Consider the following 22,926-nt stretch of genomic DNA (forward strand, 5'->3'; position numbering starts at 1 on the left):
ATGTTGCGTGTTGAAAACTTAAACGCCTGGTACGACCGAAGCCATGTCTTGCAAGGCGTCTCCCTTGATGTCAATAAAGGAGAAATTGTGACTCTGATGGGGCGCAATGGGGCAGGAAAAACAACCACCTTGCGATCCCTTATGGGCCTACTCTCAAAGCGCGAAGGCTCTGCCTCTGTTGATGGCACCTCTTTCTTAGATATGCCAGCTCATGCTCGCTTTCATCTTGGGTTGGCCTATGTACCTGAGGATCGCCGCATTGTTCCCGGTCTCACTGTTAAAGAGAATCTTGAACTTGGCATCATTGCAAAGAAGAATCGTGGTGATATGAGTGCAATGGTTGATGAAATAGCACAAACCTTCCCTCGCCTTAAAGAACGCCTTGATCAAGACGGCACTTCTATGTCCGGTGGTGAACAACAAATGTTGGCAATTGCTAGAGCGATGATTGGAAAACCTAAGGTCATATTATTAGATGAGCCATCTGAAGGTATCATGCCTGTTTTGGTCGAAGAGATGTTTGAGTTATTTGCCAATCTTAAGCAAAAGGGTTTGACTATCCTTTTGGTAGAGCAAAATGTGCAGCAGGCTTTGAAGATTTCAGATCGGGCTTATATTTTGGATCAAGGAAAAATTGTGTTTCATGACACCGCTCAGAATCTTCTCAATAACGATGAGATTCAGCAAAAATATTGCGCTGTTTAAATTAAATGCAGCCAATGTCCGAGTTGATGCCAAAAACTATTGGGCACTAAAGTAAGCAACCAGGTAATCGTGAGATAGCGAAATAATTTACCAAAGAACATGTAGATTAGGCATGGTAGCCACGCAAGTCGAAGCCATCCTGCAGCAAAACAAAGAGGGTCTCCAAAACCCGGTAGCCAAGATAGCAGCAGCATTTTTGGTCCCCGCGCCGCCAACCAAGTGTGTACCCGGCCATGCGTTGGGCCCTTTAGCGATTCAAAGCTATTTCTACTGATCAAACCAAGCCACCAATCAAACATACCACCACAGGTATTACCAACTGTCGCGACCATAATGGCTATCCAATACATCTGCGGCTCAATTGAGACATAGCCAAATAGGATAGGCTCAGACCCAATCGGAATGAGCGTTGCTGAAATAAATGCACTAATGAATACCGCAGGTAAACCCACCGAAGGTAATCCAAACCATGAAAAAAAATGTCCGAACATTTGCTCCACTAAGCGAGCACCCCTGATTTTTTCAGGAGGGTAATTTGCTCGTCTGTTAGACCTGCAGCTCTAAGGACTTGATTGGTATGCTCGCCTAAAGTTGGGGCGCGGTAGCGAATCGCTCCGGGATTTTGCGATAGCTTTGGAATAATTCCGGGGACTTGAACTTTAAGACCGTCAGCTCCCTCTACCGTTTCGATGACACCGCGGGCATGATAGTGAGGATCTTCAGAAATATCTTTAGCAGTGTAAATTTTTCCGGAAGGAACTTGCGCCTCAACTAGTCCTTTCAAGACCTCGTCAATAGATAAAGTGCCGGTCCATGCATTAATTGCAGCATCTATTTCAAGCACTCGCTTGGCTCGACCGTCATTACGAGCAAGAGTGGGATCTTCACCCAAATCTGAGCGTCCAATTAATGCCATTAAGCGCTTGTAAATCGAATCTCCATTGCCAGCAATCAAAACATACTGACCATCTTTACAGCGATAAGCATTGGAGGGGGCTATTCCAGGTAAGGCACCGCCTGCAGGCTGTCGAATAGCGCCAAAAGCTGAATATTCAGGCAGCAAACTTTCCGTAAGGTTAAAGACTGCCTCATACAGTGCCACATCAATCATCTGCCCTTCACCACCCCGAGCATCACGTTCATACAAAGCTAACAAGACACCAAGAGCACCGTGTAGACCAGCAATCGTATCGCCTAAAGAAACGCCAGCGCGTACAGGTATCTCATTAGGATGCCCTGTGATGTGGCGTAAACCGGCCATTGCTTCACCAATTGCCGCAAATCCTGGCTCATCCCGTCGTGGCCCATCTTGACCATAGCCTGAGATTCGCAACATAATCAATTTGGGATTGGCTTGATGTAATTCCTCCCAGCCTAGACCCCACTTCTCAAGAGTACCTGGCCGGAAATTTTCAATGACAACATCAGCCTCAAGCGCCAATTGACGCGCAATGGCTTGCCCTTCTTTAACACGCAAATCCAAAGCAATTGACTGTTTATTCCTAGACTGAGCCTGCCACCAGACCGATGTTCCCTTGTGGAGCATCCGCCACTTACGTAATGGATCGCCCTCACCTGGTGATTCCACCTTAATGACTTCAGCTCCAAAATCAGCTAGCGTTTTAGAAGCGAATGGTCCGGCAATTAGCTGACCTAATTCCAGGACTTTGATTCCTGAGAGGATTTGCTGGTGGTTCTTTTCTATCGGCAAGGTCTTGTCCCTTTTATTCATTCCTAGAGGCTATTTTCCCCTTCTTTTGACTATTTTCACGGATTTTCAAATCTTGCTTAAACTATTGTGCAAATCACGAAATAAACCAGAAAATCTATTAACTGAGACTTTAATGAATCAACCCATCCCAAAGCAAGATCAATACCAAGATATGCGTGAAGCCCTGCGCGACCTAAGCAAGAGCTTTGACTCAGCTTATTGGCAAAAAATTGACCATGAACGTGGTTACCCAGAGGCTTTTGTAAAAGCAATGACTGACGCTGGATGGTTAGCCGCATTAATCCCCGAAGAGTATGGTGGCTCAGGATTGGGTTTAGCTGAAGCCTCAGTCATCATGGAAGAAATCAATTTTTCAGGCGGAAACTCAGGATCGTGTCATGGACAGATGTACAACATGGGTACCTTGCTACGCCACGGGTCCGATATTCAAAAGCAACTATATCTACCTAAAATTGCCTCCGGTGAATTACGCCTTCAAAGTATGGCTGTTACCGAGCCCTCTACTGGTACAGATACCACGAAGTTAAAAACGACCGCAGTGAAAAAGGGGGATAAGTACATCATCAATGGTCAAAAAGTTTGGATCTCTCGTATCCAGCACTCTGACCTCATGATCTTATTAGCACGCACTACTCCTATTAATGAAGTAAAGCGAAAATCCGAGGGTATGTCGATCTTTATCGTCAACCTAAAAGACGCAATTGGTAATGGCATGGAAGTCAGACCAATTGCCAACATGGTCAATCACGAAACCAATGAAGTCTTCTTTGATAATCTAGAAATTCCTGCAGAAAATCTCATCGGTGAAGAAGGTCAAGGCTTTAAATACATCTTAGATGGTTTAAATGCAGAACGAGTATTGATTGCCGCCGAGTGTATTGGTGATGCCTATTGGTTTATTGATCGTGCGCGTAACTATGCCAATGAGCGAGTGGTATTTGATCGCCCAATTGGAAAAAATCAAGGAATTCAGTTCCCGATTGCTGATAGTTATATAGAAACTGAAGCGGCAAATTTAATGCGCTTCAAAGCTTGTGAACTTTTTGATCATCATCAACCCTGTGGTCCAGAGGCGAATATGGCTAAATACTTAGCTGCCAAGGCTTCCTGGGAAGCGGCCAACGTATGCCTGCAAACCCATGGTGGCTTTGGCTTTGCCAATGAATACGATGTTGAAAGAAAATTTAGAGAAACGCGTCTGTATCAAGTTGCCCCTATTTCCACCAATTTAATCTACTCCTACGTGGCCGAACATATTCTTGGCCTTCCAAGATCTTTTTAATTGGAATTGATATGAGTGTTCGTCCCTTAGACGGAATTACTGTAGTCTCACTAGAGCATGCCATTGCGGCACCCTTTTGCACGAGACAACTTGCTGATTTGGGAGCACGTGTCATCAAGGTTGAGCGTCCTGGCACTGGAGACTTTGCACGTGGATATGACAAGCAAGTCAAAGGGCAAAGTTCTCACTTTGTTTGGGTCAATCGCTCTAAAGAAAGCTTAACCTTAGACCTCAAGCAACCCTCAGCTCTTGCCGCGCTCAAGGCCCTTCTAAAAACTGCAGATGTTTTAGTGCAGAACCTTGCCCCTGGTGCTACTGCACGCATGGGACTAACCCCAGAGCTATTACAAAAAGAGAATCCGCAATTAATTTTGTGTGACATTTCGGGATACGGTAATAATGGTTCCTATCGTGATAAGAAAGCCTACGACCTACTCATCCAAAGTGAAGCAGGATTCTTATCAGTAACTGGAACTCCAGAATCACCCAGTAAATCCGGTAACTCCATCGCTGATATCGCCGCAGGGATGTATGCCTATTCCAATATTTTGGCAGCGCTATTACAACGTGGCAAGACTGGTAGAGGCTCCGTCATTGATGTCTCTATGCTTGAGGCATTGGGTGAGTGGATGAGCTTTCCGATGTACTACGCCTTTGAAGGTGCCCAGCCTCCTCCTAGAAATGGCGCCTCACATGCAACCATTTATCCCTATGGCCCCTTTCAAGCTGGTGACGGCGGAACTGTGATGTTGGGTTTACAAAATGAACGGGAATGGGTGCAATTCTGCGAGGTCGTTCTTGAGAATCCTGCCCTTGCACTGGATGAACGCTTTGATAAAAACTTTAAACGTAATGAAAAGCGCACTGAGCTCTTGGCAATGATTGATCAATGCTTTAGTAAGCTAACTACTGAGCAAGTGATTGCCAAGCTTGAAAAAGCGCAGATAGCTAATGCACGCCTCAATGATATGAAAGGGCTGTGGAATCACCAGCAATTAAAAGATCGAGAGCGTTGGGTTAATGTTGATTCACCAGCAGGAAGTATTCCCGCCCTATTGCCACCTGGATTAAATAACTCTTATGACTATCGAATGGACCCCGTTCCATCAGTAGGGGAGCATACCAATGCTATCTTGAAAGAATTGGGCCTAGCTGAAGCGGATATAGACAATATGCGCTCTAGTGGCGCAATTTAAAGTAGTGGCGAAGTAAGATGGGCTGCATTTTCTAAATAATGATGCCAACGTGGCCGTTTTGCCCATACCTTAGGATTAATATAATCAGATTGCGCTAAATATGACTCGATCAAAACCTGAAGCTTTGAAGAAAAATCGATGTCATACACAATAAGACTGATTTCAAAATTGAGTCGCAGACTACGCTGATCAAAATTGACTGAACCGAAGATAGCTGCTTTTTGATCCACCAGCAAGCTCTTAGTATGCAAAAGACCGCCATGAAACTCGGCAATATGTACCCCTGAATTTAAGAGATCTTCGTAATAACTTCTACTACTCCAGGCAACTAGTTTTGAATCATTTAATTTGGGCACAATTAAGGTTACCCTGACACCACGTCTAGCGGTCGCCATGAGCGCTTGCATGAGTCCATCATCTGGACCAAAGTAAGGAGTGGTGATTGTCAACTCCACTTGTGCATCAATAATTGCCGACAACATTACTTGATACAAAATATCGTCACGATATACTGGGCCTGATGCAAGCTCCTGCGCAATGACTTCACCCACAGAAGGTGCGATTGAAGGCTGTTGATCTCTAAAATGGGTAATATTTGGATTATCAACACTCCAATCAAAAGCGAATGTCAGCTCAAACTGTGCTGCTATTGGACCTTCAACCCGAACCATGGCATCCACCCACTCACCTACTCCAGAATCTTGCTTAAATGTGCGTGGATCAACCAAATTCATGCTGCCAGTCCATACGATAGCGTTATCAATCACAAATATTTTTCGATGTAAACGCAAATCGGCACGACGAAATTGAAATCTTCCAATTTGGATAGGCAGTGCTTCCGTGACCTCTATCCCCGCATGACGAAAGCGAGCTGGCCATTTAGATTTAAACCAATCTTTACTGCCCAAGGAATCCAATAGAACACGGCAAGCAACCCCACGCTTAGAGGCAGCAATTAATGCCTCTCCCACTCGGTCAGCATCACCACCTAAGGCCCAAATATAGAACTCAAGATGAAGGCTTTTCTTTGCTTGGTTAATCTCATCAATAAAGAGCTGAAGAATCTGCAATGAATTGGTATGGAGCTCGACCTTATTTCCAGTGACTACAGGTGTGCCATTATTTGATTCTGCCAAAAGACTGAATGAGCGAGCTTCAATTGGTAATTTGAGCTTATCCCCTGCATGCATAGTCCGCATATCCTCAGTGATCTTTTCGTATTCGCGATTCATGCGGGTAATTTTTCGCGTTAACTTACGACCTACTGGACGCTCACCAATCATTACATAGAGGCTTATACCGATAACTGGAAATGTCATGACAATGAAAATCCAGGCAAAGGCCACGCCAACTGGCATTCTGACTGAAATAATAATACCAATGAAATACGTCACTAGTAAAAAGTGAATGACAAGAAGTGTATTCACACTTAAATCAAAAGAAGATTCTAAAAATATACTTATTAGGTCATTCATAACAGTTCCAATTCAGCAGTAATACCAAGGTGATCTGATAGCTTCATCCACTCATGCAATATTTGCACTGAATGAATCTTTAGGCCGCGGACATAGATGCGGTCCATCGGTAACATCGGTCTAACACTAGGAAAGGTCTTTGCGGGAGCTCCAGTTAAGACCTCAAATACTTCATCAAAGCCAGCAGCGCGCATCGGTGCACTCACTCGATTACGCCAATCATTAAAGTCACCAGCCACAATGGTAGGGCCACCTTGAGCTAAATCACCAATGTAATGAATGATTTCCTCTAACTGTCGCTCTCTTCCGCGTTCAAATAAGGCCAAGTGCACGCAAAAGCAATGAATGGGTTTATCAAATCCCTCGAGCTGCGTAATGCTATGTAGCAAACCGCGACGCTCAAATCGATACGCTGAAATATCATAGTTGCGCCCTTTGTGTAAAGGATGCTTAGAGAGAATCGCATTTCCATGATGACCCGCAGGATATTCCACATTCTTTCCGTAATGCCAATCATGCCAAAAGTCTTCGGACAAAAAGTGTGTCAACTCTGTTAGGGGCCATTGACTAAATCGACGAACTCTCCCCCGATGTTCTTGCTGTAGCTCTTGCAAAAATAATAAGTCTGGGTAATGGCTACGCATTTTTTGACGTAGCTGATAAATCGTCGAGTGTCGATGTAAAGGAGAAAGTCCTTTGTGGACATTCATACTCATCACGGTAAAGCGGGTGCTATTTTCAGAATTCATTAAGCCTGTCCCGCGGTATTCTGTCGTCGCATGCGAGCTAAGTAAATTTCACCCTCAACCAAGTCTTGGCATTGCATACATTTATTACAAATAGATGCCTGCTCCCGCAACTCTTCAATCGAGTTAATAGGATGAATATCTAAATACTCGCGGAGCTCTTCATCAAAAACCTCGTTACAGAGGCAAACTACTTGGGCCATAGGTCAAATTAGGGTTATATCTCTTATTAGGTCCATTTTGCCATCCCCTTGATAGAATCGAATGCATGTTAACTGCTTTTCGAGATGCCCTCAGCCTACTCGCCCATTTAGATGGCGGGGTAATCGGCATTGTGCTTGTATCTCTACAGGTTAGTCTTACGGCACTTTTGTTCGGCACCTTGCTAGGTCTGCCGGTTGGCGCCCTGCTAGCCACAGAGGAATTTAGGGGCAAAAAGGCCTTTATTGTGACCCTCAATACCCTAATGGGTGTGCCTACCGTAATAGTGGGAGTGCTGGTATACCTGATGCTATCTCGGTCGGGGCCTCTAGGTGCCTGGGGATGGCTCTTTACCCCCAAGGGTATGGTCCTAGCCCAAACACTCCTGACAACCCCCTTAATAGCTGCTTTAAGTAGGCAGATCCTCGAGGACTCCTGGCGGATACATCGTGATTCCTTTATGAGCCTTCGTTTGCCCTCATTATCACGCTATAAATGGCTGATTTGGGACTGCCGCTTCTCTTTAACCATTGCCATTCTTGCTGGTCTTGCTAGAGCTATATCCGAAGTTGGTGCTGTCATGATTGTTGGCGGCAATATTGATCACTCCACCAGAACAATGACTACTGCCATTGCACTAGAAACCAGTAAAGGGGATTTGCCACTTGCCTTAGCGCTCGGGATTGTCTTATTGGCCATAGTTCTCCTAGCAAACTTATTTACTTTTGCTGTACGTCAAATGGCAGAGCGTCGCTATGGATAATGTAGTGGATCAATTTGCAAAGTTCATTGAACTCAAGAATGTCACGGTTATCAGCAATGGCAAAACCATTCTAGATATTGGGCATGCCATCATTCCTGCAGACAGAATTACCGCCTGTATTGGAGCAAATGGCGCAGGTAAAACTACTCTCTTAAAACTATTGGATGGCCTCATCAAACCAGATACCGGTTCAGTATCTTATTCATTTGATACGAGTACTGCTCTAGTTTTACATCACACGCCAATGATCAAAGCTTCTGCCAGAATGAACATGGGCATGATTACTGATGTTGATCCCAATATCAGCGCAAGAGATATCAATCGAATGCTAGATAAAGTTGGCTTGAGCACCCTTGCCTCAAGCCCTGCTCATAAACTCTCTGCTGGAGAGAGGCAGAAGCTTTGTCTGGGAAGAGCTCTGCTACAAAAGCCTAATCTCGTTTTGCTAGATGAGCCCACCGCCAATCTTGATCCTAATGCTACAGAGCAGGTAGAAAAGATGATTCATGAGTTTGATCAGAATGGGACAGATGTTATTTTTTCATCACACCAACTTGCTCAAGTACAAAGATTGGCGCAATACATCATCTTTATTGATGGTGGTCAAATAAAAGAAAAGGGACCCGTAGGCCCCTTCTTCTTAAATCCCCAAACACCAGCAGCTAAACGCTACTTACATCAAGAACTACTGTCTGAATAATTATTTTGCTGGTGCTGCTGCTGGAGCTGCGGCAGCCGCTACTGGCGCTACAAATGGTGGTGGTGCTACACAAGCTGCGGGTGCAGGTGTGCCGGACATTCTATATTTATCAGCTACACGATTCTGTGATTGGCACAGTTGATAGGCGCCAACACGGTCCCCGTAGGCTGTTTTAGCCTTTGCTAGATTGGCAGCTTCTTGCGCCTCTGGCGACAAGGGTGGCAATGTTGCGAGTACTACTGAAGATGCTACAGCACAGAATGTAAAAGCAATGATTTTTTTCATGGCTTTGTCCTTATTTATTAAGTTTGTCATACCAAAGCTCATGATGCTCTTTAGCCCAAGTAGCATCGACATAACCTGTCTTCATGCCATCAATAGAGCCTTGCATACCAATAGTTCCGATGTAGATATGACCCATAGCCATCGCCGTCATCAAGATCGCTGCACTGCTGTGGATGATGTTGGCAATTTGCATCGTGCCGCGCAAATATTCAATTTGCATAAACGGTACGATCATATCCAATACGAATCCTGAGGCAGATATAACTAGGCCCAAGAAAGTCATACCAAACCAGAACCAAACCTTTTCACCACCATTGAAAAAACCAGCTGGCACATGCTTACCACTGAAAATTCCACCAAAGGATAGGAACCAAGCCATATCACCTTTACCAGGAAGATTCTTGTGCGCAAATAGCAGGAAGAAAATCACAATACAAAGGGTGAATAAGGGTCCTGTGAAATTATGAATATTTTTACAGACATCCAGGAATGCACCGTAAGCTACCCCACCCATGACAGGCATCGCAAAATACTTACCGTACAAAATCATGAGGCCAGTGAATGTCAAAGCTAAAAAGCTAGCAGCCATCGTCCAGTGAACAAAACGATCAAAGAGACTAAAGCGTTTAATTTTCATACCTGAAAGTGGCTCATGCAATTTAATTGAGCCCTTGAGGATGTACATCGCAACAATGCCGAAGAACGCAATCGCTAAAAGCCAACCACCATACACAGTAATAATACCGTTACGAATTAATCGCCATTCTTGACCTGCGCGTTGAATCAAAACACCAGCTTGCCTATCGGGAATACTGACGTAGTTTTGTGGATCAGCATTTGGTGCGGTAAAAATAGATGGGTTCGCGGGCTGAGATTGGGCTTGAGTACCATCTGCCAATTTATTTGGATTCGCTGGCACATACAAGGGATGATCTACTCCACTAGGAGATGGGAGCGGCACCATTTGGGCGCGCTCCGCATAACTCAACCCGCTTGCAAGACTGAGCGATAAGCCGGCAGCCACAACCAAAGTGCGCAGAACTTTAGAGAATGATCGTTTCATACACATGTCCTTAAACGTTTTCGTTTTATTTATTGTTATTTGGATGATCACTTAACGCGACTGTATTCGTTTTGGCCTTGAGTACGCTTATCGGTAGACTCAGTCCAACTCGCTTGGTTACCAGGCGTCCAACCCTTTGTCATGAAGCCATCATTAGCCCCCATGTATGGAGCAACGTCAGGACGTTTAGCAACCTTAGCGGCAATTTCTGGTGGCTCGGAGCATGCTACTAATAAAGTTGCAGCTGCCACACACAATCCCAGCGTTTTGAAATGTAATTTCATTATTTAGCCCCTGGAATTTTTGCAGCTGGAGTTGGAGTCGGCGCTGGGGTATCTGGACCTCCATAAGCGGTAGTCCATCCAAAAGCTTTTGATCCTGGGTACTTGCCATTCTTCTCACGAATAGCAACGCGCTGATTGAAGATGCCAGAAATGATATCGCTATCGCCACCAATCAAAGCCTTGGTAGAACACATCTCAGCGCACAAAGGCAATTTGCCTTCAGCTAAACGATTACGTCCATACTTCTCAAACTCAGCAACGCTGCCGTTCGCTTCTGGGCCACCGCTACAGAATGTGCACTTATCCATCTTGCTGCGAGTTCCAAAAGCACCCTGACTTAAGAACTGTGGCGCACCAAATGGGCAAGCAAATGAGCAATATCCGCATCCGATACAGATATCTTTGTCATGTAGAACGACGCCTTCATCAGTACGATAGAAACAATCCACTGGACACACGGCCATACAAGGCGCATCAGAGCAATGCATACAGGCTACTGATACCGATTTTTCTTGACCAATAATGCCGTCATTGACCGTAACAACCCGACGCCGATTTACACCCCACGGAACTTCGTTTTCGTTCTTACAGGCAGTGACACAGCCGTTGCACTCAATGCATCGTTCTGTATCACAAATAAATTTCATTCTTGCCATTGTGTTCTCCTGACTTTATTTTTTAACTTAGGCAAATTTTTCGATTTGGCACATAGTGGTTTTTGTTTCTTGCATCATCGTCACCATGTCGTAACCATAAGTAGTCGCAGTATTGACCGACTCACCCTGAACTATAGGAGCGGCACCTTCTGGATAGTACTTACGAATGTTTTCACCCTCCCACCATCCCGCAAAGTGGAATGGTACAAAAGCGGTTCCTTGATCCACACGCTCCGTAAGGAGTGCACGAACTTTGATTTTTGCCCCAGTAGGAGACTTAACCCAAACATAATCCCAATTCTTAATGCCACGATCTGCTGCAGCCTTAGGATTAATCTCCACAAAGTTTTCTTGCTGGAGTTCTGCTAACCATGGATTAGAGCGAGTCTCATCTCCACCGCCCTCGTATTCCACCAAGCGACCAGAGGTCAGAATGATTGGGAACTTCTCATACAACTTCTGATTCAAGTTTTGATCTTGCAGAGTCTTATAGAGAGTTGGGAGACGCCAGAAATTCTTTCTATCAGCCACAGTTGGATACTTACGCATCATTGGCGCATTGGTACTGTAAAGGGCCTCGCGGTGGATCGGAATTGCATCAGGGAAGTTCCAAACAATTGCACGTGCCTTCGCATTACCAAATGGATGGCAACCGTTCTTCATTACAACGCGCTGAATACCGCCAGATAAATCGGTCTTCCAGTTCTTACCTTCAGCGAGTTTTTTCTCGTCTTCAGTTAACTGATCCCACCAACCAAGTTTCTTCACAAATACGTGATCAAACTCGGGATAGCCTGTGGTAATAGCAGAACCTTTAGAGCAAGAGCCATCGCCAGCCAATAAGCTCACACCTTCGCGCTCAACACCAAAGTTCGCACGGAAATTACCACCACCCTCCATCACACTCTTACTGGTGTCATAGAGATTTGGCGAGCCTGGGTGTTTGATGGCTGCTGTACCGTAACAAGGCCAAGGCAAGCCGTAGTAATCACCAGTTGTATCGTAGCCAGTAACAGGATCTACGCCACCACGGGACTTCAATGTCTTCGGATCAAAGGTGGCCACCATTCTCATGTGAGCCTTCAGACGCTCTGGAGTTTGACCTGTGTAACCAATAGTCCAAACGGAACGATTGATCTCACGCAGGATGTCTTCAATTTGCGGCTCTCTCCATTGCTTACCAGCAAATTTAGAATTGAGTATTTTGTAATTCTTGGATAATTCTTCACCAAATCCAAGACGATCAGCAAAAGCTTGCATGAGCACATGGTCAGGTACAGACTCAAACAATGGATCAATGACTTTCTCACGCCACTGTAATGAGCGATTTGACGCAGTAGCTGTACCACAGGTTTCAAACTGTGTTGCAGCCGGCAACAAATAGACATTGCGATTCTTGTTAATCGTTTGGCCTTCTGCTGGGGGCATTGCAGCCATTGCAGCAGTAGCACTTGGATATGGATCCACAACTACAAGTAGATCTAACTTATCCATTGCACGCTTCATATCAAGACCGCGTGTTTGCGAGTTTGGTGCATGTCCCCAGAAGAACAAACCTTTCACGTTAGTTTGCTGATCAATCATGTCGTTCTTTTCCAGAACGGCATCTACCCAACGAGACACTGTAGTACCGGACTTCTCCATCATGTCTGGTGCATAGCGACCTTTAATCCATTCATAGTCAACTCCCCATACTGTGGCGAAGTGTTTCCATGAGCCGGCTGCTAATCCATAGTAACCAGGCAATGAATCTGGGTTAGGGCCTACGTCTGTTGCACCCTGCACGTTGTCATGACCTCGGAAAATGTTAGTACCACCACCCGACTTACCAACGTTACCTAATGCCAATTGCAAGATGCAAGATGCACGAACCATTGCATTACCAATCGTGTGCTGTGTTTGACCCATACACCACACAACCGTACTTGGACGATTCTTGGCCATGGTTTCAGCTACTTTATACATTTGCGCTTCAGGAACGCCACAAGCCTCTTCAACTGCAGCAGGTCCCCACTTTTCCATCACTTCTTTACGGATCTCTTCCATGCCGTAAACGCGATCATTGATGTACTTCTTATCTTCCCAACCATTTTTGAAGATGTGATACAAAACGCCAAACAAGAACGGAATATCAGTACCGGAACGAATCCGCACAAACTGGTCAGACTTCGCAGCTGTTCGTGTGTAGCGCGGATCAACCACAATCACTTTGCAGCCATTTTCTTTAGCATGTAACAAGCTCAACATCGACACGGGATGAGCCTCAGCAGCATTTGAGCCGATGTACATAGCAGCTTTGGAATTCATCATGTCGTTATAGCTATTGGTCATTGCACCATAGCCCCAGGTGTTTGCAACACCTGCAACCGTTGTGGAGTGACAGATACGAGCCTGATGGTCTGTATTGTTAGTACCAAAGAAAGAAACCCACTTACGAAGTAAGTAGGCCTGTTCGTTGTTGTGCTTAGATGATCCAATGAAGAACATCGCATCAGGAGAGTATTTCTGACGAATACTCTTCATCTCAGCTGTAATCTCAGTTAAAGCCTGATCCCAAGAAATACGTTGATACTTTCCATCAACCAATTTCATCGGGTAGCGCAAGCGGAAGTCGCCGTGGCCATGCTCACGCAGTGAAGCCCCTTTAGCGCAGTAGGCGCCCATATTGATTGGCGAATCGAATACTGGGTCTTGACGAACCCAAACACCATTCTCAACAGTTGCATCAGTAGCACATCCCACTGAGCAGTGGGTGCAAATCGTTCTCTTTACTTCGATCTTGCCTTTGCCATCAAGCATCGCCTTGCTTGGCTCTGCTGTCGCTTTTTGGACAAAGCTCAATTGGCTAGCAGCAATACCAGCGCCTACACCCACACCTGAACGTTTTAGAAATGTTCGGCGATCCATCGTTGGAACCGCTGCCTTTAAGCCGCGCGACAAACTCCCAATAAGGTGAGATGTAGAACGACTGCTTTGTGGGGTATTGGATTTACGAGTCAGACTCATATGTTGTCCCTGAGAAAGTTTTTTTATTAAATAACTATTTAAACAAGATCTAAATCAAATGAATCTAGTTAAAGCAAAGTGGTTTCGTAATACTTACGCATGTGAGCCGTAATCTGATGCCCCTCTTCTTTGACCTTGACTGTGCTACCGATTTCTTGAATGACCGCTTTGCCAACTGAGGTTTGAGTGGCAACAGCAACGGCCCCGACAGTGGCGCCTGCACCAATAAAAAACTTACGACGAGATGGCTTGTTTTGTTCGCTTAAAGCAACTGTAGATTTAGTGCTCATGGCATGCTCCTAAGTAATTTTTCTTGATCATGGTCAAGTGTAATTGGTAATTGCATTTTTGACATATTTAAGTCATAAAAAGATGCTAAGAGGACTAGACATTTATATTGCAATGCAACATCAAATCATGTCAAATCCTTGGGCTTCGATTGCCAGAAATTCGCGCGTTAACGATGCAACTGGGTGGTAGAGGTGCATCTCTGGAATATCTTCTATTGCATCGCACAAGTTGTCATACCAGGGACGTACGTAGGAATTAAAAAAAACCTTTTGATTTGTAAGGTTTGATATCTCAACGTCATCCCCAGCGATCAGGTATCTCATTACCTCGCAGAGTGCTGAAATATGATCCTCGGTTTCAGTAATCTCCTCCGCCGCTTCAAGACCAAATTCCTCTAAAGCCTTGCGGATACTGACTAAGGGCTTTTCATTTAAGTGGCCCGCCAAGTAATAGGAACCGTTAAGAACGACATTAGGCTTACCTACGCTAATGAAATTCAAGTCAAACTCCTCACGCCAGGCCTTTGCAGAATTATTTTTAGCCGCTTCCACCAAATCCATCCAAAGCTTGGCTAAGGGTGCCTCATCAGCAGAATCATGTTGATCAGCAGTCGCTGCAATTTGATCTAAAAGAACTTGATCTGGAGGCATCTGAAAAAAGCGCGCAATTAATCCGTATAAGTCAGCCCGCGCCAGATCTTCGGGTAAACCAATGTCTCCCACTTCTGTTGATGAATTTTCTTTTGCTGTTTCGCTCATGTCTCTTTTTTCACCATATCTACTACGCGGCAATCGCCACACATCTTCAACCTATCCATTGCAGACCCTGAGAATGCGCCGTGTGCGCCCAACTTTGACAACATCAAGTCAACCATCTTCAGTGTTCCAAATGGCTTGCCGCAGCTAATGCAATGAAAAGCTTGAGTTTCATTTAAGACCATCTTTTGCTTGCGCTGCTCGACCGTCAAAAGACGGGGATTAAGAACCAATGCATGCTCGGGACAGGTCTGCGCACAAATGCCGCATTGAACACACTGCTTTTCGATAAAAGAAAGTATTGGCTCATCCGGATTGTCTAATAAAGCACCTTCAGGACAACTGCTTACACAAGACATACATAAAGTACAGGCATCCTTATTGATAGTCAGGCCGCCCAGTAAGGAAGATTTAGGCAAAACAACGCCAGCCTCTGGTAATGGCGTCTTTGCGTATTTTTGTAAATATTCCAAGACCGCTTCTACAGTTTCTCTTTTTTGAAGAGATAGGCCAAAGCTTGCCGGTGGGCAAAGGGCGGCTAGTGAACCGCGTTGACGCAAAATGCCCATCGCCTTGGAGACAGTTTGCAAGTCACTCACTGAATGGGCCTCTATCAAATGAACGCGTGCATCAAAACCGTAGGCTTGCAAGATTGCATTCGCAAGATCTGCTTGAGTTTTTAGGGCCTCACGATAAGCGGGATCTTCTTCACCACTCAGTAAAAGAGTGATTTCAGAAAAGCCATAACTCAAGGCGCCTAGCCATAGATCCAAACCAGTAGAAGCGATGTGCTCTATTCCATAAGGAATGACAAAAGATGGCAAGCCCTCAAACTGCTTTGGTAGAACATGTGCTGAGCGACCCAGACCATCTATTAATTGGGTGCCAGCTTTCAATGTATGCAAAAGCAAGCTAGGAGCAAGCGCTTGATTAAGTTTTTTAGCCTCAGCCGAATAGACCGTTACCAAGGCTTTTAATTCTTTTCCTTGGTGCACTACGCTCGGATAGTTGTAACGCATTGCACCCGATGGACAAACCGTTGCACAAGCTCCACACCCCATGCATAAATTTGGATTAACTTCAACACTACCTTGACCACCTTTGAATAGCGAAGAGATGGCACCTGTTGAACAAACATCCGAACAGGCGCTACACCCTACTTTGCCGTTGCGGCCATGGGCGCATACTTTCTCGTTATACGTAAAATATTTAGGCTTTTCAAACTCGCCCACCTTCTCTAGCAATTGATTGACTAGTAAGGCTTGCTCAAGAGGATCTTTGCCTGGAGCAAAGTATCCTTGCGGCGTTTGGCTCATGCGCATTTTTGGGTCAGCACGTAAATCTAAAATCAAATCAAATTCTGAATTACGCTGGCGATCTACTCGATCAAAAGAAATGGCACCAATACTCGCGCACGCAGTGACACAAGCTCGATGTGATTTGCATTTGTTTAAATCAATCTGAAATGAAAGATCAATGGCATTTTCAGGACAGACTTCAACGCAAGCCCCGCAACGAGTACACATTTCAGGATCAATTGGATTTTGTAAATCCCAATCGACAGAAAATTTACCCAAATAGCCATCTAATTTGCTTATTGAGCCGCTATAGATAGGATAGTTTCGTACAAGCGGTAAATCGCCAGGCTCGGTACAAAGAACAGACACATCCAATGAATCACATAATTTTTCAGCCCAGGGTATAGCCTGACTTCCAGCACCAACAATTAATAGTCTGCCTTGGCTTTCATAATTGACTACCGGCACAGGTTCCGCTTGTGGCATCTCTGCCAAAGCCAAGAGAGCAGCAATCTTCGGAGTAGATTGATTTGACTCTTGCGTCCAGCCCGCTACTTCTCGAATATTGACAAAACGTAAGGGTGATACCAGTGGCTTATCTGCTTGTGCGGCTAGCTCACCAAATAAAGCGACTTCTTGAGTGCAAGCAACCACTAGCTCCTCTGAACCATCCAAAGCTTTTAAAAAAGAGCCGACTTCCTGCCTGCACAAAGACCGATGTATTGGTATGCCTAATGTCTTAGGATCCAAAGCCATAGTGCCATTACAGTTACAAACTAATTTTTGACTCATGACTTATCTTCAGTAATATTTTTCTTTTGAGCGAGATGATCAGTCGCATTATCCGTACCCTGCTTTTGCGGGGATGGTTGGGATGTTAAATCAGTTTTCGGTTGAGGATCAGAAACACCATTTGCTAACTTTTCAATTGGAGCAACTTGATCTACCGCTTTATTGGAATCCTGCGTCTCATTGTCAGCGGTTTTGAAGAGCCCCAATAAATCACTTTGAACCAGCCCTCGTAACATTTCTGGGGGTAGTAGTTCGGGATTCGTATAGTCATCAATATAGATATCTAAACCATCCATCACATTAAAGTGCGGATCGCTAAACATTTTCTTGAGGGCAGCTTGCTGAACTGCAGGATCAACATCGGCACGCATAAAGGCAGAGAAGTCAGGATCAAAACGATCTATTTTTTCGACATCTTCGAGCGTTACTGGTGGGGGCGTCTGCACCTCTGGAATTGCTGGTGCAATTGATTTGGCTGATTCCTGACCATCATCCTTGATCTCATCTTCTTTACCAGCCTTACGCTTTGACCAGCGACTTAAAAATCCATCTGTCATCATTCCTCCGCAGGGCGCTGTGCGCCCTTAAATGATGCTGGCCGATGACGCTTCTTAGGTTCTGGATGGTAATGTTCATTCACATATTCTTGTAACCAGGAAGCATGTTCAGAGCTCATTGGTACAGAGTCGACTGATTCACCACCATCCAATAAACGCGCTGCCTCGTTATAGCTAAGAACAATACGATGAGGGACAGCAAAAGTAGGTTCGGAGTTTGCAATCGCAATAGATTGCTCATCCAAATAGCGGCCATAGTCTTCTTCTAGGCGCCACATGACAAACCAACATGGCGTCGTTGCTGAGACATTGAGATAGTAGCCCTCAGCCTCATCAAGAAATAGATTTAACTCATAGCCGGTAAATAACCAAGATTCCCCATCTGCATCCCGACCTAAAAACTGACCAATAATTTTATTTGACTCAAAGTCTTGAGAATGAAATTGTCCAAAATCTGGCAATACTTCTTGAGGCACCCATCGATATGAAATCCATGGGTTATCGATATTTTGCTTACGCATCAATACTGCAAAGCGCATAAATACTCAGAGCCTCAGGTGTTTTGTACAACGATGCTAGGAAATTTACTGCTCATATCTTTTGAGAGAGTAGCAACTCGAATGGCAACTTGTCTAGCGATGTTTTTATAGATGTCGCTAATTGCTCCATCAGGGTCTGCAACCACTGTTGGGCGCCCAGCATCAGCCTGCTCTCGAATCGAAAGGTTTAAAGGTAAGGCGCCCAAAAAGTCAACGCCATACTCCTTACACATTTTTTCACCGCCACCAGATCCGAAAATATGCTCTTCATGGCCGCATTGAGTACATACATAGGTGCTCATATTTTCAATAATGCCAACAATTGGTACACCAACTTTTTCAAACATCTTGAGGCCCTTGCGAGCGTCAAGCAAAGCGATATCTTGAGGAGTTGTCACAATGACCGCTCCCGTTACAGGAACCTTTTGAGACAAGGTCAATTGAATATCGCCTGTGCCTGGGGGCATATCAACAATGAGGTAATCCAAATCACGCCAGCGCGTTTGACGAAGCAATTGCTCTAAGGCAGAAGTCACCATCGGGCCACGCCAAACCATTGGCGCATCTTCTTCTATTAAGAAGCCAATTGAGCTGGCCTGCAAGCCATGGCCTTCCATTGGCTCTATCGTATTTTCTTCAAGCGATTCTGGTCTTCCAGTAATGCCTAACATCATTGGTTGACTAGGGCCGTAGATATCTGCATCCAGAATGCCTACTTGTGCGCCTTCAGCAGCTAATGCCAAAGCCAAGTTCACGGCAGTCGTCGATTTACCCACACCACCTTTGCCACTTGCAACTGCGATGATGTTTTTAACGCCAGGCAATAATTTAACGCCGCGCTGGACTGAATGTGCGACGATCTGACTAGTGACACTAACGCTGACATTTTTAACATCAGGTAATTCACGCAAAACTTGGATGACGGATTTTCGAACAGTGTCAAACTGACTTTTGGCTGGATAGCCCAAAGCAATCTCAAGAGAAATTTCGTCATTCTCTACGCGTAAATTCTTAACGTTCTTAGCCGTTACGTAATCAATTTTAGTATTTGGGTCGACTAAGCCTTTGAGGGCTGCTTGAACCGCTTCAACTGTAACTGCCACTGCTCTCTCCTAAGAAGTTGCTCCTCATTTGAGGGGTCTTAAAGTAAATCTTGTTATTTATTGCGAATATTTACTTAGTAGGTAGGTTAACCGCACAAAGATTATTTTGCTTGTAGGGGGATTAAGTAGCCATTAAATGCTTCACCTCAAATTGGCGATACGCATCAAGCTAAAACCGGAAATCCTGCCTCAGTAATTAACTGACTGGCTTGTGCAGGCGTCAAAGTAGTTTCTAAATTCACCATCTGAGTTGCTAAATCTGCTTGCACTGTTGCCTGAGGATCCTGGGATTGCACTGCTCTAGTGACGGCATTAATACAGCCTCCACAGGTCATACCAGATACTTTGAGAGTCAACATAGGAAGCCTTTGCGCTTAAATGGTTAGATATGCAGTAGATTATCTTCTATATGGTTACTCCAAAAGACATGGATTCAGAGCTATTTACCCTAGACATCGGTGGAATGACCTGTGCTTCCTGCGTCGGGCGGGTTGAAAAGGCGCTAGATAAGATCCCAGGGGTAGAGGCAGCGACAGTCAATTTAGCTACTGAACAAGCCAGAATTCGGCTAAAAATGGGATCAGGAACTCAAATTCAAGATGTCATCGCCCAGGTAGAAAAAACCGGCTATGAAGCCAAACTAACTACCCCTCATGGCAATGGTGATTTAGCGCCTGCCAAAACCTTTTGGGGTTCTGATGGTTTAGGGCGGGTCTTACTAGCCTTTGCCCTCTCTGCACCCCTTTTCTTGCCCATGTTTCTCATGCCCTTTGGGATTCACTGGGCCCTGTCTCCCAAATGGCAACTCCTACTAGCAACTCCTGTCCAATTCTTTCTAGGTTGGCGCTTCTATAAGGCCGGATTTAAAGCGCTAATGTCTGGCGTAGGCAATATGGATTTATTGGTAGCTTTAGGGACTAGTGCAGCCTATGGTCTGAGCATTTATCAAATGTTGGATTCCCCTCATGCTAGCCATGAGCTCTACTTTGAGGGCTCCGCTGTCATTATTTGCATGGTACTACTTGGTAAATGGCTTGAAGCTCGAGCAAAACAACAAACGAGTGAGGCAATCAGAGCACTGCAAAAACTCTGGCCAGAGCATGCCAAAGTACTAGACCCCCAGATATTTATTGCCGAAGGCGCGCCCTTAGATCAATATCGCGATCTACCGCTTGAACAAGTCTTTCCAAAAGATCGCATCTTGGTTTTGCCTGGAGAGCGCATTCCGGTAGACGGCCTTGTTCTGATAGGCAAGAGTCATGTCGATGAATCGCTTCTCACTGGTGAAAGTAATCCAGTGAAAAAACAAGTGGGTACTAAGGTCATCGGTGGAGCATTAAATGGAGAAGGTGTGCTCGTCATAGAGGCACAAGCAGTGGGAGTTGAAAGCGTGCTCTCTAAAATCATTTCACTGGTTGAGGATGCGCAAACTCAAAAGGCACCAATACAGAAATTGGTTGATCAGGTCAGCGCTATTTTTGTACCTAGCGTGATCATCATCGCCATTATTGCCGGTATAGCAAATTGGCTTTATTTCGATTCTGCTTCAATCGCTATTTTGCGTGCAGTATCTGTATTAGTCATTGCTTGTCCTTGCGCACTTGGCTTAGCAACTCCCGCAGCCATCATGGCGGGTACCGGAGTGGCAGCGCGCTTTGGTATTTTAATTAAAGATCCACAGGTACTTGAGCAAGCACATCGTCTGAGTATCGTTGCGTTTGATAAGACGGGCACACTGACGATTGGTAAGCCTCGATTACTTACCCTCATTCCTTTTGTCAGCTCAATCAGTTCTGCTGATATTTTGGCTACTGCTGCAGGCTTACAACTCGGGAGTGAGCATCCTCTAGCGAAAGCCCTATTAGATGCCGCCAAAGTACAAGGTCTTGCACCCATACCTCCAATGGCCAGCAAAGCCCTTGCCGGCATCGGGATTGAAGGCAGGCCCACAGCAGGCCCTTGGGAAAATCAAACGCTATGCCTCCAAAGTGTTGCCTCACTAAAAGCAAATCCTTATATCGCAGCAATCTTAGAAAAGGCCCATTCTTGTTTTGAGTCTGGTCAAACAGTTTCGGTTCTCATGAATACTGCACAGCCCTCAACTCCAATAGCGCTGATTGGTTTTGGTGATGAGCTCAAAGCGAATGCCAAAGAAGCCATTAAGGCACTTCACCATTTACAGATTCGTACAGTCATGCTCTCAGGTGATAACCAAGCAGCTGCCGATCGCGTAGGTAAGTCTATAGGAATTGATGAAGTTTTTGCGCAAATCATGCCGAGTGATAAAGCGCAGATTATTCGTAAACTCCAGATATCAGACTCTCACCAACGTCAATGGGTCGCGATGGTAGGTGATGGCGTTAACGATGCCCCCGCACTTGCTGCTGCTGATGTAGGGATGGCAATGTCGACAGGTACTGATGTCGCCATGCAAGCTGCAGGCATCACCCTCATGCGAGGGGACCCTACTTTAGTTGCAGATGCAATTGATATCTCCAAGAAAACTTGGAACAAAATTCGTCAAAATTTATTTTGGGCATTTGCGTTCAATACCACTGGCATTCCATTGGCGGCGCTTGGCTATCTCTCACCCATGCTCGCTGGAAGCGCGATGGCTTTATCCAGTTTTTGCGTGCTAAGTAATGCACTCTTACTAAAACGTTGGCGCCCCTCTCATCGTTAAAAATCTTACTTTTGATTTTTACGAATCAACTCGATATCCCCGTAATACGCCTTAGTCTCTGACTTAGTGTTATCCGTATCCGTTAGTAAGGCAATCCCAATTACTTCCCCAGGGGTCTCTCCATAGGCAGAACGAAAATCCGCTTCTAGGTCACGCTGATGCAAATGCCATACGCCTATTTTTTCCCAGCCAGAGTCCACCACAATCATTTTGATACGTGAAGTGTGGGGATTATCGACAATGGTATTCACAGGAGATTTTCCAGACCAGATATACATCAAAGTGGCATAAGGTAATTCTTGTCCACTAATTAGATGAGCCATCTCAAAAGTCATTTTTTCTTTGAAGGATAGCTTTGATTTATTGCCATCAAATGCCACCAAAATTCTTAAGGGGGAATCATCATGAACTCGATCAGTATTGTCGGCCGTAATAATCGGTCCCGTTGCCTTCCACTCCCACTTCAGCCATAAATTTTGTGCTGACTTAGGGCGCAGCTTAACTGCCAAGCCAGAGGCAGACGTTTTTGAGTTAGCACTCAGAACGGTTCTACCTTGATAATTTTCTAAGCGATAAACCGTATTCTTTTTATTAGGGGCAATGCGATAAAAACTCCAACCGGAGGGCATTCCCTCTTGGGGTGTCTGTGTTGAGAATTTGGGTAACTCTTCTTGCGTAGCAACCTGATCAATATTGAAGGTCTGTCCAGATTCATCCTGCAGTTTGCCGCCACCAAAGCCCGAGCAACCTGCCAACACAATAAAGGTGGCAAACGCTAAGGGAAGACGTAAACACGTAAACATCCCTTGATTGT

The 22,926-nt window shown here is 45.1% G+C and carries 24 protein-coding genes; 6 read left to right on the forward strand and 18 right to left on the reverse strand.

All coding sequences use genetic code 11. The annotated features are described in order from the left end of the window. Positions 1 to 705 (forward strand): ABC transporter ATP-binding protein, encoded by a 705-nt coding sequence (locus ICN38_RS07180; protein WP_216256396.1) that lies wholly within the window; start codon positions 1 to 3, stop codon positions 703 to 705. On the opposite strand, the gene ICN38_RS07185 is transcribed toward ICN38_RS07180, so the two are convergent. Continuing rightward, on the reverse strand, positions 702 to 1,196 hold the full coding sequence (locus ICN38_RS07185) for a YqaA family protein (protein WP_216256397.1): 495 nt from the start codon (positions 1,194 to 1,196) through the stop codon (positions 702 to 704). The two genes, ICN38_RS07180 and ICN38_RS07185, sit on opposite strands and share 4 nt — an antisense overlap. Positions 1,197 to 1,204: 8 nt before the next feature. Beyond that, a complete protein-coding gene (locus tag ICN38_RS07190; RefSeq protein WP_216256398.1) occupies positions 1,205 to 2,437 on the reverse strand; it encodes a CaiB/BaiF CoA-transferase family protein in 1,233 nt (410 codons plus the stop codon). Positions 2,438 to 2,549: 112 nt separating this feature from the next. Here ICN38_RS07190 and ICN38_RS07195 point away from each other — a divergent pair, with 112 nt between their 5' ends. Continuing rightward, complete coding sequence (locus tag ICN38_RS07195) at positions 2,550 to 3,719, forward strand: acyl-CoA dehydrogenase family protein (RefSeq protein WP_216256399.1); 1,170 nt, start codon at positions 2,550 to 2,552, stop codon at positions 3,717 to 3,719. Between the two features lie 11 nt (positions 3,720 to 3,730). Beyond that, the gene (locus ICN38_RS07200) at positions 3,731 to 4,915 is read left to right on the forward strand and encodes a CaiB/BaiF CoA-transferase family protein (RefSeq protein WP_216256400.1); all 1,185 of its coding nucleotides are present in this window, start codon (positions 3,731 to 3,733) and stop codon (positions 4,913 to 4,915) included. Here ICN38_RS07200 and cls read toward each other — a convergent pair. From cls to ICN38_RS07215, 3 genes are read right to left on the reverse strand one after another with little or no spacing between them, the layout of a single operon-like run. Further along, positions 4,912 to 6,342: a cardiolipin synthase gene (gene cls, locus ICN38_RS07205; protein WP_370624377.1), complete on the reverse strand. Its 1,431-nt coding sequence runs from the start codon at positions 6,340 to 6,342 to the stop codon at positions 4,912 to 4,914. The genes ICN38_RS07200 and cls overlap by 4 nt on opposite strands. Positions 6,343 to 6,386: 44 nt before the next feature. Then, positions 6,387 to 7,139: an endonuclease/exonuclease/phosphatase family protein gene (locus tag ICN38_RS07210; protein ID WP_216256402.1), complete on the reverse strand. Its 753-nt coding sequence runs from the start codon at positions 7,137 to 7,139 to the stop codon at positions 6,387 to 6,389. Continuing rightward, positions 7,139 to 7,339 carry a hypothetical protein gene (locus tag ICN38_RS07215; protein ID WP_216256403.1) on the reverse strand — a complete coding sequence of 67 codons (201 nt, stop codon included), beginning with the start codon at positions 7,337 to 7,339 and terminating at the stop codon, positions 7,139 to 7,141. Before ICN38_RS07215 ends, ICN38_RS07210 begins: the two co-directional genes overlap by 1 nt. Before the next feature lie 65 nt (positions 7,340 to 7,404). Here ICN38_RS07215 and ICN38_RS07220 point away from each other — a divergent pair, with 65 nt between their 5' ends. Together ICN38_RS07220 and ICN38_RS07225 are read left to right on the forward strand one after the other, a co-directional pair. Continuing rightward, a complete protein-coding gene (locus tag ICN38_RS07220) occupies positions 7,405 to 8,100 on the forward strand; it encodes an ABC transporter permease (RefSeq protein ID WP_216256404.1) in 696 nt (231 codons plus the stop codon). Further along, positions 8,093 to 8,800, forward strand: coding sequence for an ATP-binding cassette domain-containing protein (locus tag ICN38_RS07225; protein ID WP_216256405.1), 708 nt, complete (start codon positions 8,093 to 8,095; stop codon positions 8,798 to 8,800). The genes ICN38_RS07220 and ICN38_RS07225 overlap by 8 nt, the downstream gene beginning before the upstream one ends. Here ICN38_RS07225 and ICN38_RS07230 read toward each other — a convergent pair whose 3' ends face one another. The 12 genes from ICN38_RS07230 to ICN38_RS07285 all read right to left on the reverse strand — a co-directional run bounded on the left by ICN38_RS07230 (position 8,801) and on the right by ICN38_RS07285 (position 19,788). Next, positions 8,801 to 9,085 (reverse strand): hypothetical protein, encoded by a 285-nt coding sequence (locus ICN38_RS07230; protein ID WP_216256406.1) that lies wholly within the window; start codon positions 9,083 to 9,085, stop codon positions 8,801 to 8,803. Positions 9,086 to 9,095: 10 nt separating this feature from the next. Then, entirely contained in the window at positions 9,096 to 10,148 is a 1,053-nt protein-coding gene (locus ICN38_RS07235) for a formate dehydrogenase subunit gamma (protein ID WP_216256407.1), read from the reverse strand. 47 nt (positions 10,149 to 10,195) lie between these two features. Continuing rightward, positions 10,196 to 10,432, reverse strand: coding sequence for a hypothetical protein (locus tag ICN38_RS07240; protein WP_216256408.1), 237 nt, complete (start codon positions 10,430 to 10,432; stop codon positions 10,196 to 10,198). Continuing rightward, entirely contained in the window at positions 10,432 to 11,088 is a 657-nt protein-coding gene (gene fdh3B / locus ICN38_RS07245) for a formate dehydrogenase FDH3 subunit beta (protein ID WP_216256409.1), read from the reverse strand. Before fdh3B ends, ICN38_RS07240 begins: the two co-directional genes overlap by 1 nt. A gap of 27 nt (positions 11,089 to 11,115) precedes the next feature. Then, a complete protein-coding gene (locus ICN38_RS07250; RefSeq protein WP_216256410.1) occupies positions 11,116 to 14,094 on the reverse strand; it encodes a formate dehydrogenase subunit alpha in 2,979 nt (992 codons plus the stop codon). A 68-nt stretch (positions 14,095 to 14,162) separates the two neighbouring features. Continuing rightward, positions 14,163 to 14,384 (reverse strand): formate dehydrogenase, encoded by a 222-nt coding sequence (locus ICN38_RS07255; protein WP_216256411.1) that lies wholly within the window; start codon positions 14,382 to 14,384, stop codon positions 14,163 to 14,165. Between the two features lie 120 nt (positions 14,385 to 14,504). Beyond that, a complete protein-coding gene (locus ICN38_RS07260; RefSeq protein WP_216256412.1) occupies positions 14,505 to 15,143 on the reverse strand; it encodes a molecular chaperone in 639 nt (212 codons plus the stop codon). Further along, positions 15,140 to 17,230 carry a 4Fe-4S binding protein gene (locus ICN38_RS07265; RefSeq protein WP_216256413.1) on the reverse strand — a complete coding sequence of 697 codons (2,091 nt, stop codon included), beginning with the start codon at positions 17,228 to 17,230 and terminating at the stop codon, positions 15,140 to 15,142. The genes ICN38_RS07260 and ICN38_RS07265 overlap by 4 nt, the downstream gene beginning before the upstream one ends. After that, a complete protein-coding gene (locus ICN38_RS07270; RefSeq protein WP_255562759.1) occupies positions 17,227 to 17,787 on the reverse strand; it encodes a DUF3306 domain-containing protein in 561 nt (186 codons plus the stop codon). The genes ICN38_RS07265 and ICN38_RS07270 overlap by 4 nt, the downstream gene beginning before the upstream one ends. Further along, positions 17,787 to 18,326, reverse strand: coding sequence for a DUF3305 domain-containing protein (locus tag ICN38_RS07275; protein WP_216256415.1), 540 nt, complete (start codon positions 18,324 to 18,326; stop codon positions 17,787 to 17,789). Before ICN38_RS07275 ends, ICN38_RS07270 begins: the two co-directional genes overlap by 1 nt. A 14-nt stretch (positions 18,327 to 18,340) precedes the next feature. Next, complete coding sequence (gene apbC / locus ICN38_RS07280; protein WP_216256416.1) at positions 18,341 to 19,429, reverse strand: iron-sulfur cluster carrier protein ApbC; 1,089 nt, start codon at positions 19,427 to 19,429, stop codon at positions 18,341 to 18,343. A 164-nt stretch (positions 19,430 to 19,593) separates the two neighbouring features. Next, a complete protein-coding gene (locus tag ICN38_RS07285; RefSeq protein WP_216256417.1) occupies positions 19,594 to 19,788 on the reverse strand; it encodes a heavy-metal-associated domain-containing protein in 195 nt (64 codons plus the stop codon). Between the two features lie 68 nt (positions 19,789 to 19,856). Between ICN38_RS07285 and ICN38_RS07290 the strand changes: the two genes are divergently transcribed. After that, positions 19,857 to 22,112 carry a cation-translocating P-type ATPase gene (locus ICN38_RS07290; RefSeq protein ID WP_255562760.1) on the forward strand — a complete coding sequence of 752 codons (2,256 nt, stop codon included), beginning with the start codon at positions 19,857 to 19,859 and terminating at the stop codon, positions 22,110 to 22,112. A 5-nt stretch (positions 22,113 to 22,117) separates the two neighbouring features. On the opposite strand, the gene ICN38_RS07295 is transcribed toward ICN38_RS07290, so the two are convergent. Next, complete coding sequence (locus ICN38_RS07295) at positions 22,118 to 22,915, reverse strand: DUF3047 domain-containing protein (protein ID WP_216256419.1); 798 nt, start codon at positions 22,913 to 22,915, stop codon at positions 22,118 to 22,120. Between the last annotated feature and the right edge of the window lie 11 nt (positions 22,916 to 22,926).

The sequence above is a fragment of the Polynucleobacter sp. AP-Melu-500A-A1 genome (assembly GCF_018882125.1).
Taxonomy (GTDB): Bacteria; Pseudomonadota; Gammaproteobacteria; order Burkholderiales; family Burkholderiaceae; genus Polynucleobacter.

Coding starts and splice junctions, on each gene's coding strand:
- ICN38_RS07180 (WP_216256396.1), top strand. CDS start 1: ATGTTGCGTGTTGAAAACTTAAACGCCTGGTACGACCGAAGCCATGTC.
- ICN38_RS07185 (WP_216256397.1), bottom strand. CDS start 1,196: ATGTTCGGACATTTTTTTTCATGGTTTGGATTACCTTCGGTGGGTTTA.
- ICN38_RS07190 (WP_216256398.1), bottom strand. CDS start 2,437: ATGAATAAAAGGGACAAGACCTTGCCGATAGAAAAGAACCACCAGCAA.
- ICN38_RS07195 (WP_216256399.1), top strand. CDS start 2,550: ATGAATCAACCCATCCCAAAGCAAGATCAATACCAAGATATGCGTGAA.
- ICN38_RS07200 (WP_216256400.1), top strand. CDS start 3,731: ATGAGTGTTCGTCCCTTAGACGGAATTACTGTAGTCTCACTAGAGCAT.
- ICN38_RS07210 (WP_216256402.1), bottom strand. CDS start 7,139: ATGAATTCTGAAAATAGCACCCGCTTTACCGTGATGAGTATGAATGTC.
- ICN38_RS07215 (WP_216256403.1), bottom strand. CDS start 7,339: ATGGCCCAAGTAGTTTGCCTCTGTAACGAGGTTTTTGATGAAGAGCTC.
- ICN38_RS07220 (WP_216256404.1), top strand. CDS start 7,405: ATGTTAACTGCTTTTCGAGATGCCCTCAGCCTACTCGCCCATTTAGAT.
- ICN38_RS07225 (WP_216256405.1), top strand. CDS start 8,093: ATGGATAATGTAGTGGATCAATTTGCAAAGTTCATTGAACTCAAGAAT.
- ICN38_RS07230 (WP_216256406.1), bottom strand. CDS start 9,085: ATGAAAAAAATCATTGCTTTTACATTCTGTGCTGTAGCATCTTCAGTA.
- ICN38_RS07235 (WP_216256407.1), bottom strand. CDS start 10,148: ATGAAACGATCATTCTCTAAAGTTCTGCGCACTTTGGTTGTGGCTGCC.
- ICN38_RS07240 (WP_216256408.1), bottom strand. CDS start 10,432: ATGAAATTACATTTCAAAACGCTGGGATTGTGTGTGGCAGCTGCAACT.
- fdh3B (WP_216256409.1), bottom strand. CDS start 11,088: ATGGCAAGAATGAAATTTATTTGTGATACAGAACGATGCATTGAGTGC.
- ICN38_RS07250 (WP_216256410.1), bottom strand. CDS start 14,094: ATGAGTCTGACTCGTAAATCCAATACCCCACAAAGCAGTCGTTCTACA.
- ICN38_RS07255 (WP_216256411.1), bottom strand. CDS start 14,384: ATGAGCACTAAATCTACAGTTGCTTTAAGCGAACAAAACAAGCCATCT.
- ICN38_RS07260 (WP_216256412.1), bottom strand. CDS start 15,143: ATGAGCGAAACAGCAAAAGAAAATTCATCAACAGAAGTGGGAGACATT.
- ICN38_RS07265 (WP_216256413.1), bottom strand. CDS start 17,230: ATGAGTCAAAAATTAGTTTGTAACTGTAATGGCACTATGGCTTTGGAT.
- ICN38_RS07270 (WP_255562759.1), bottom strand. CDS start 17,787: ATGACAGATGGATTTTTAAGTCGCTGGTCAAAGCGTAAGGCTGGTAAA.
- ICN38_RS07275 (WP_216256415.1), bottom strand. CDS start 18,326: ATGCGCTTTGCAGTATTGATGCGTAAGCAAAATATCGATAACCCATGG.
- ICN38_RS07285 (WP_216256417.1), bottom strand. CDS start 19,788: ATGTTGACTCTCAAAGTATCTGGTATGACCTGTGGAGGCTGTATTAAT.
- ICN38_RS07290 (WP_255562760.1), top strand. CDS start 19,857: ATGGATTCAGAGCTATTTACCCTAGACATCGGTGGAATGACCTGTGCT.
- ICN38_RS07295 (WP_216256419.1), bottom strand. CDS start 22,915: ATGTTTACGTGTTTACGTCTTCCCTTAGCGTTTGCCACCTTTATTGTG.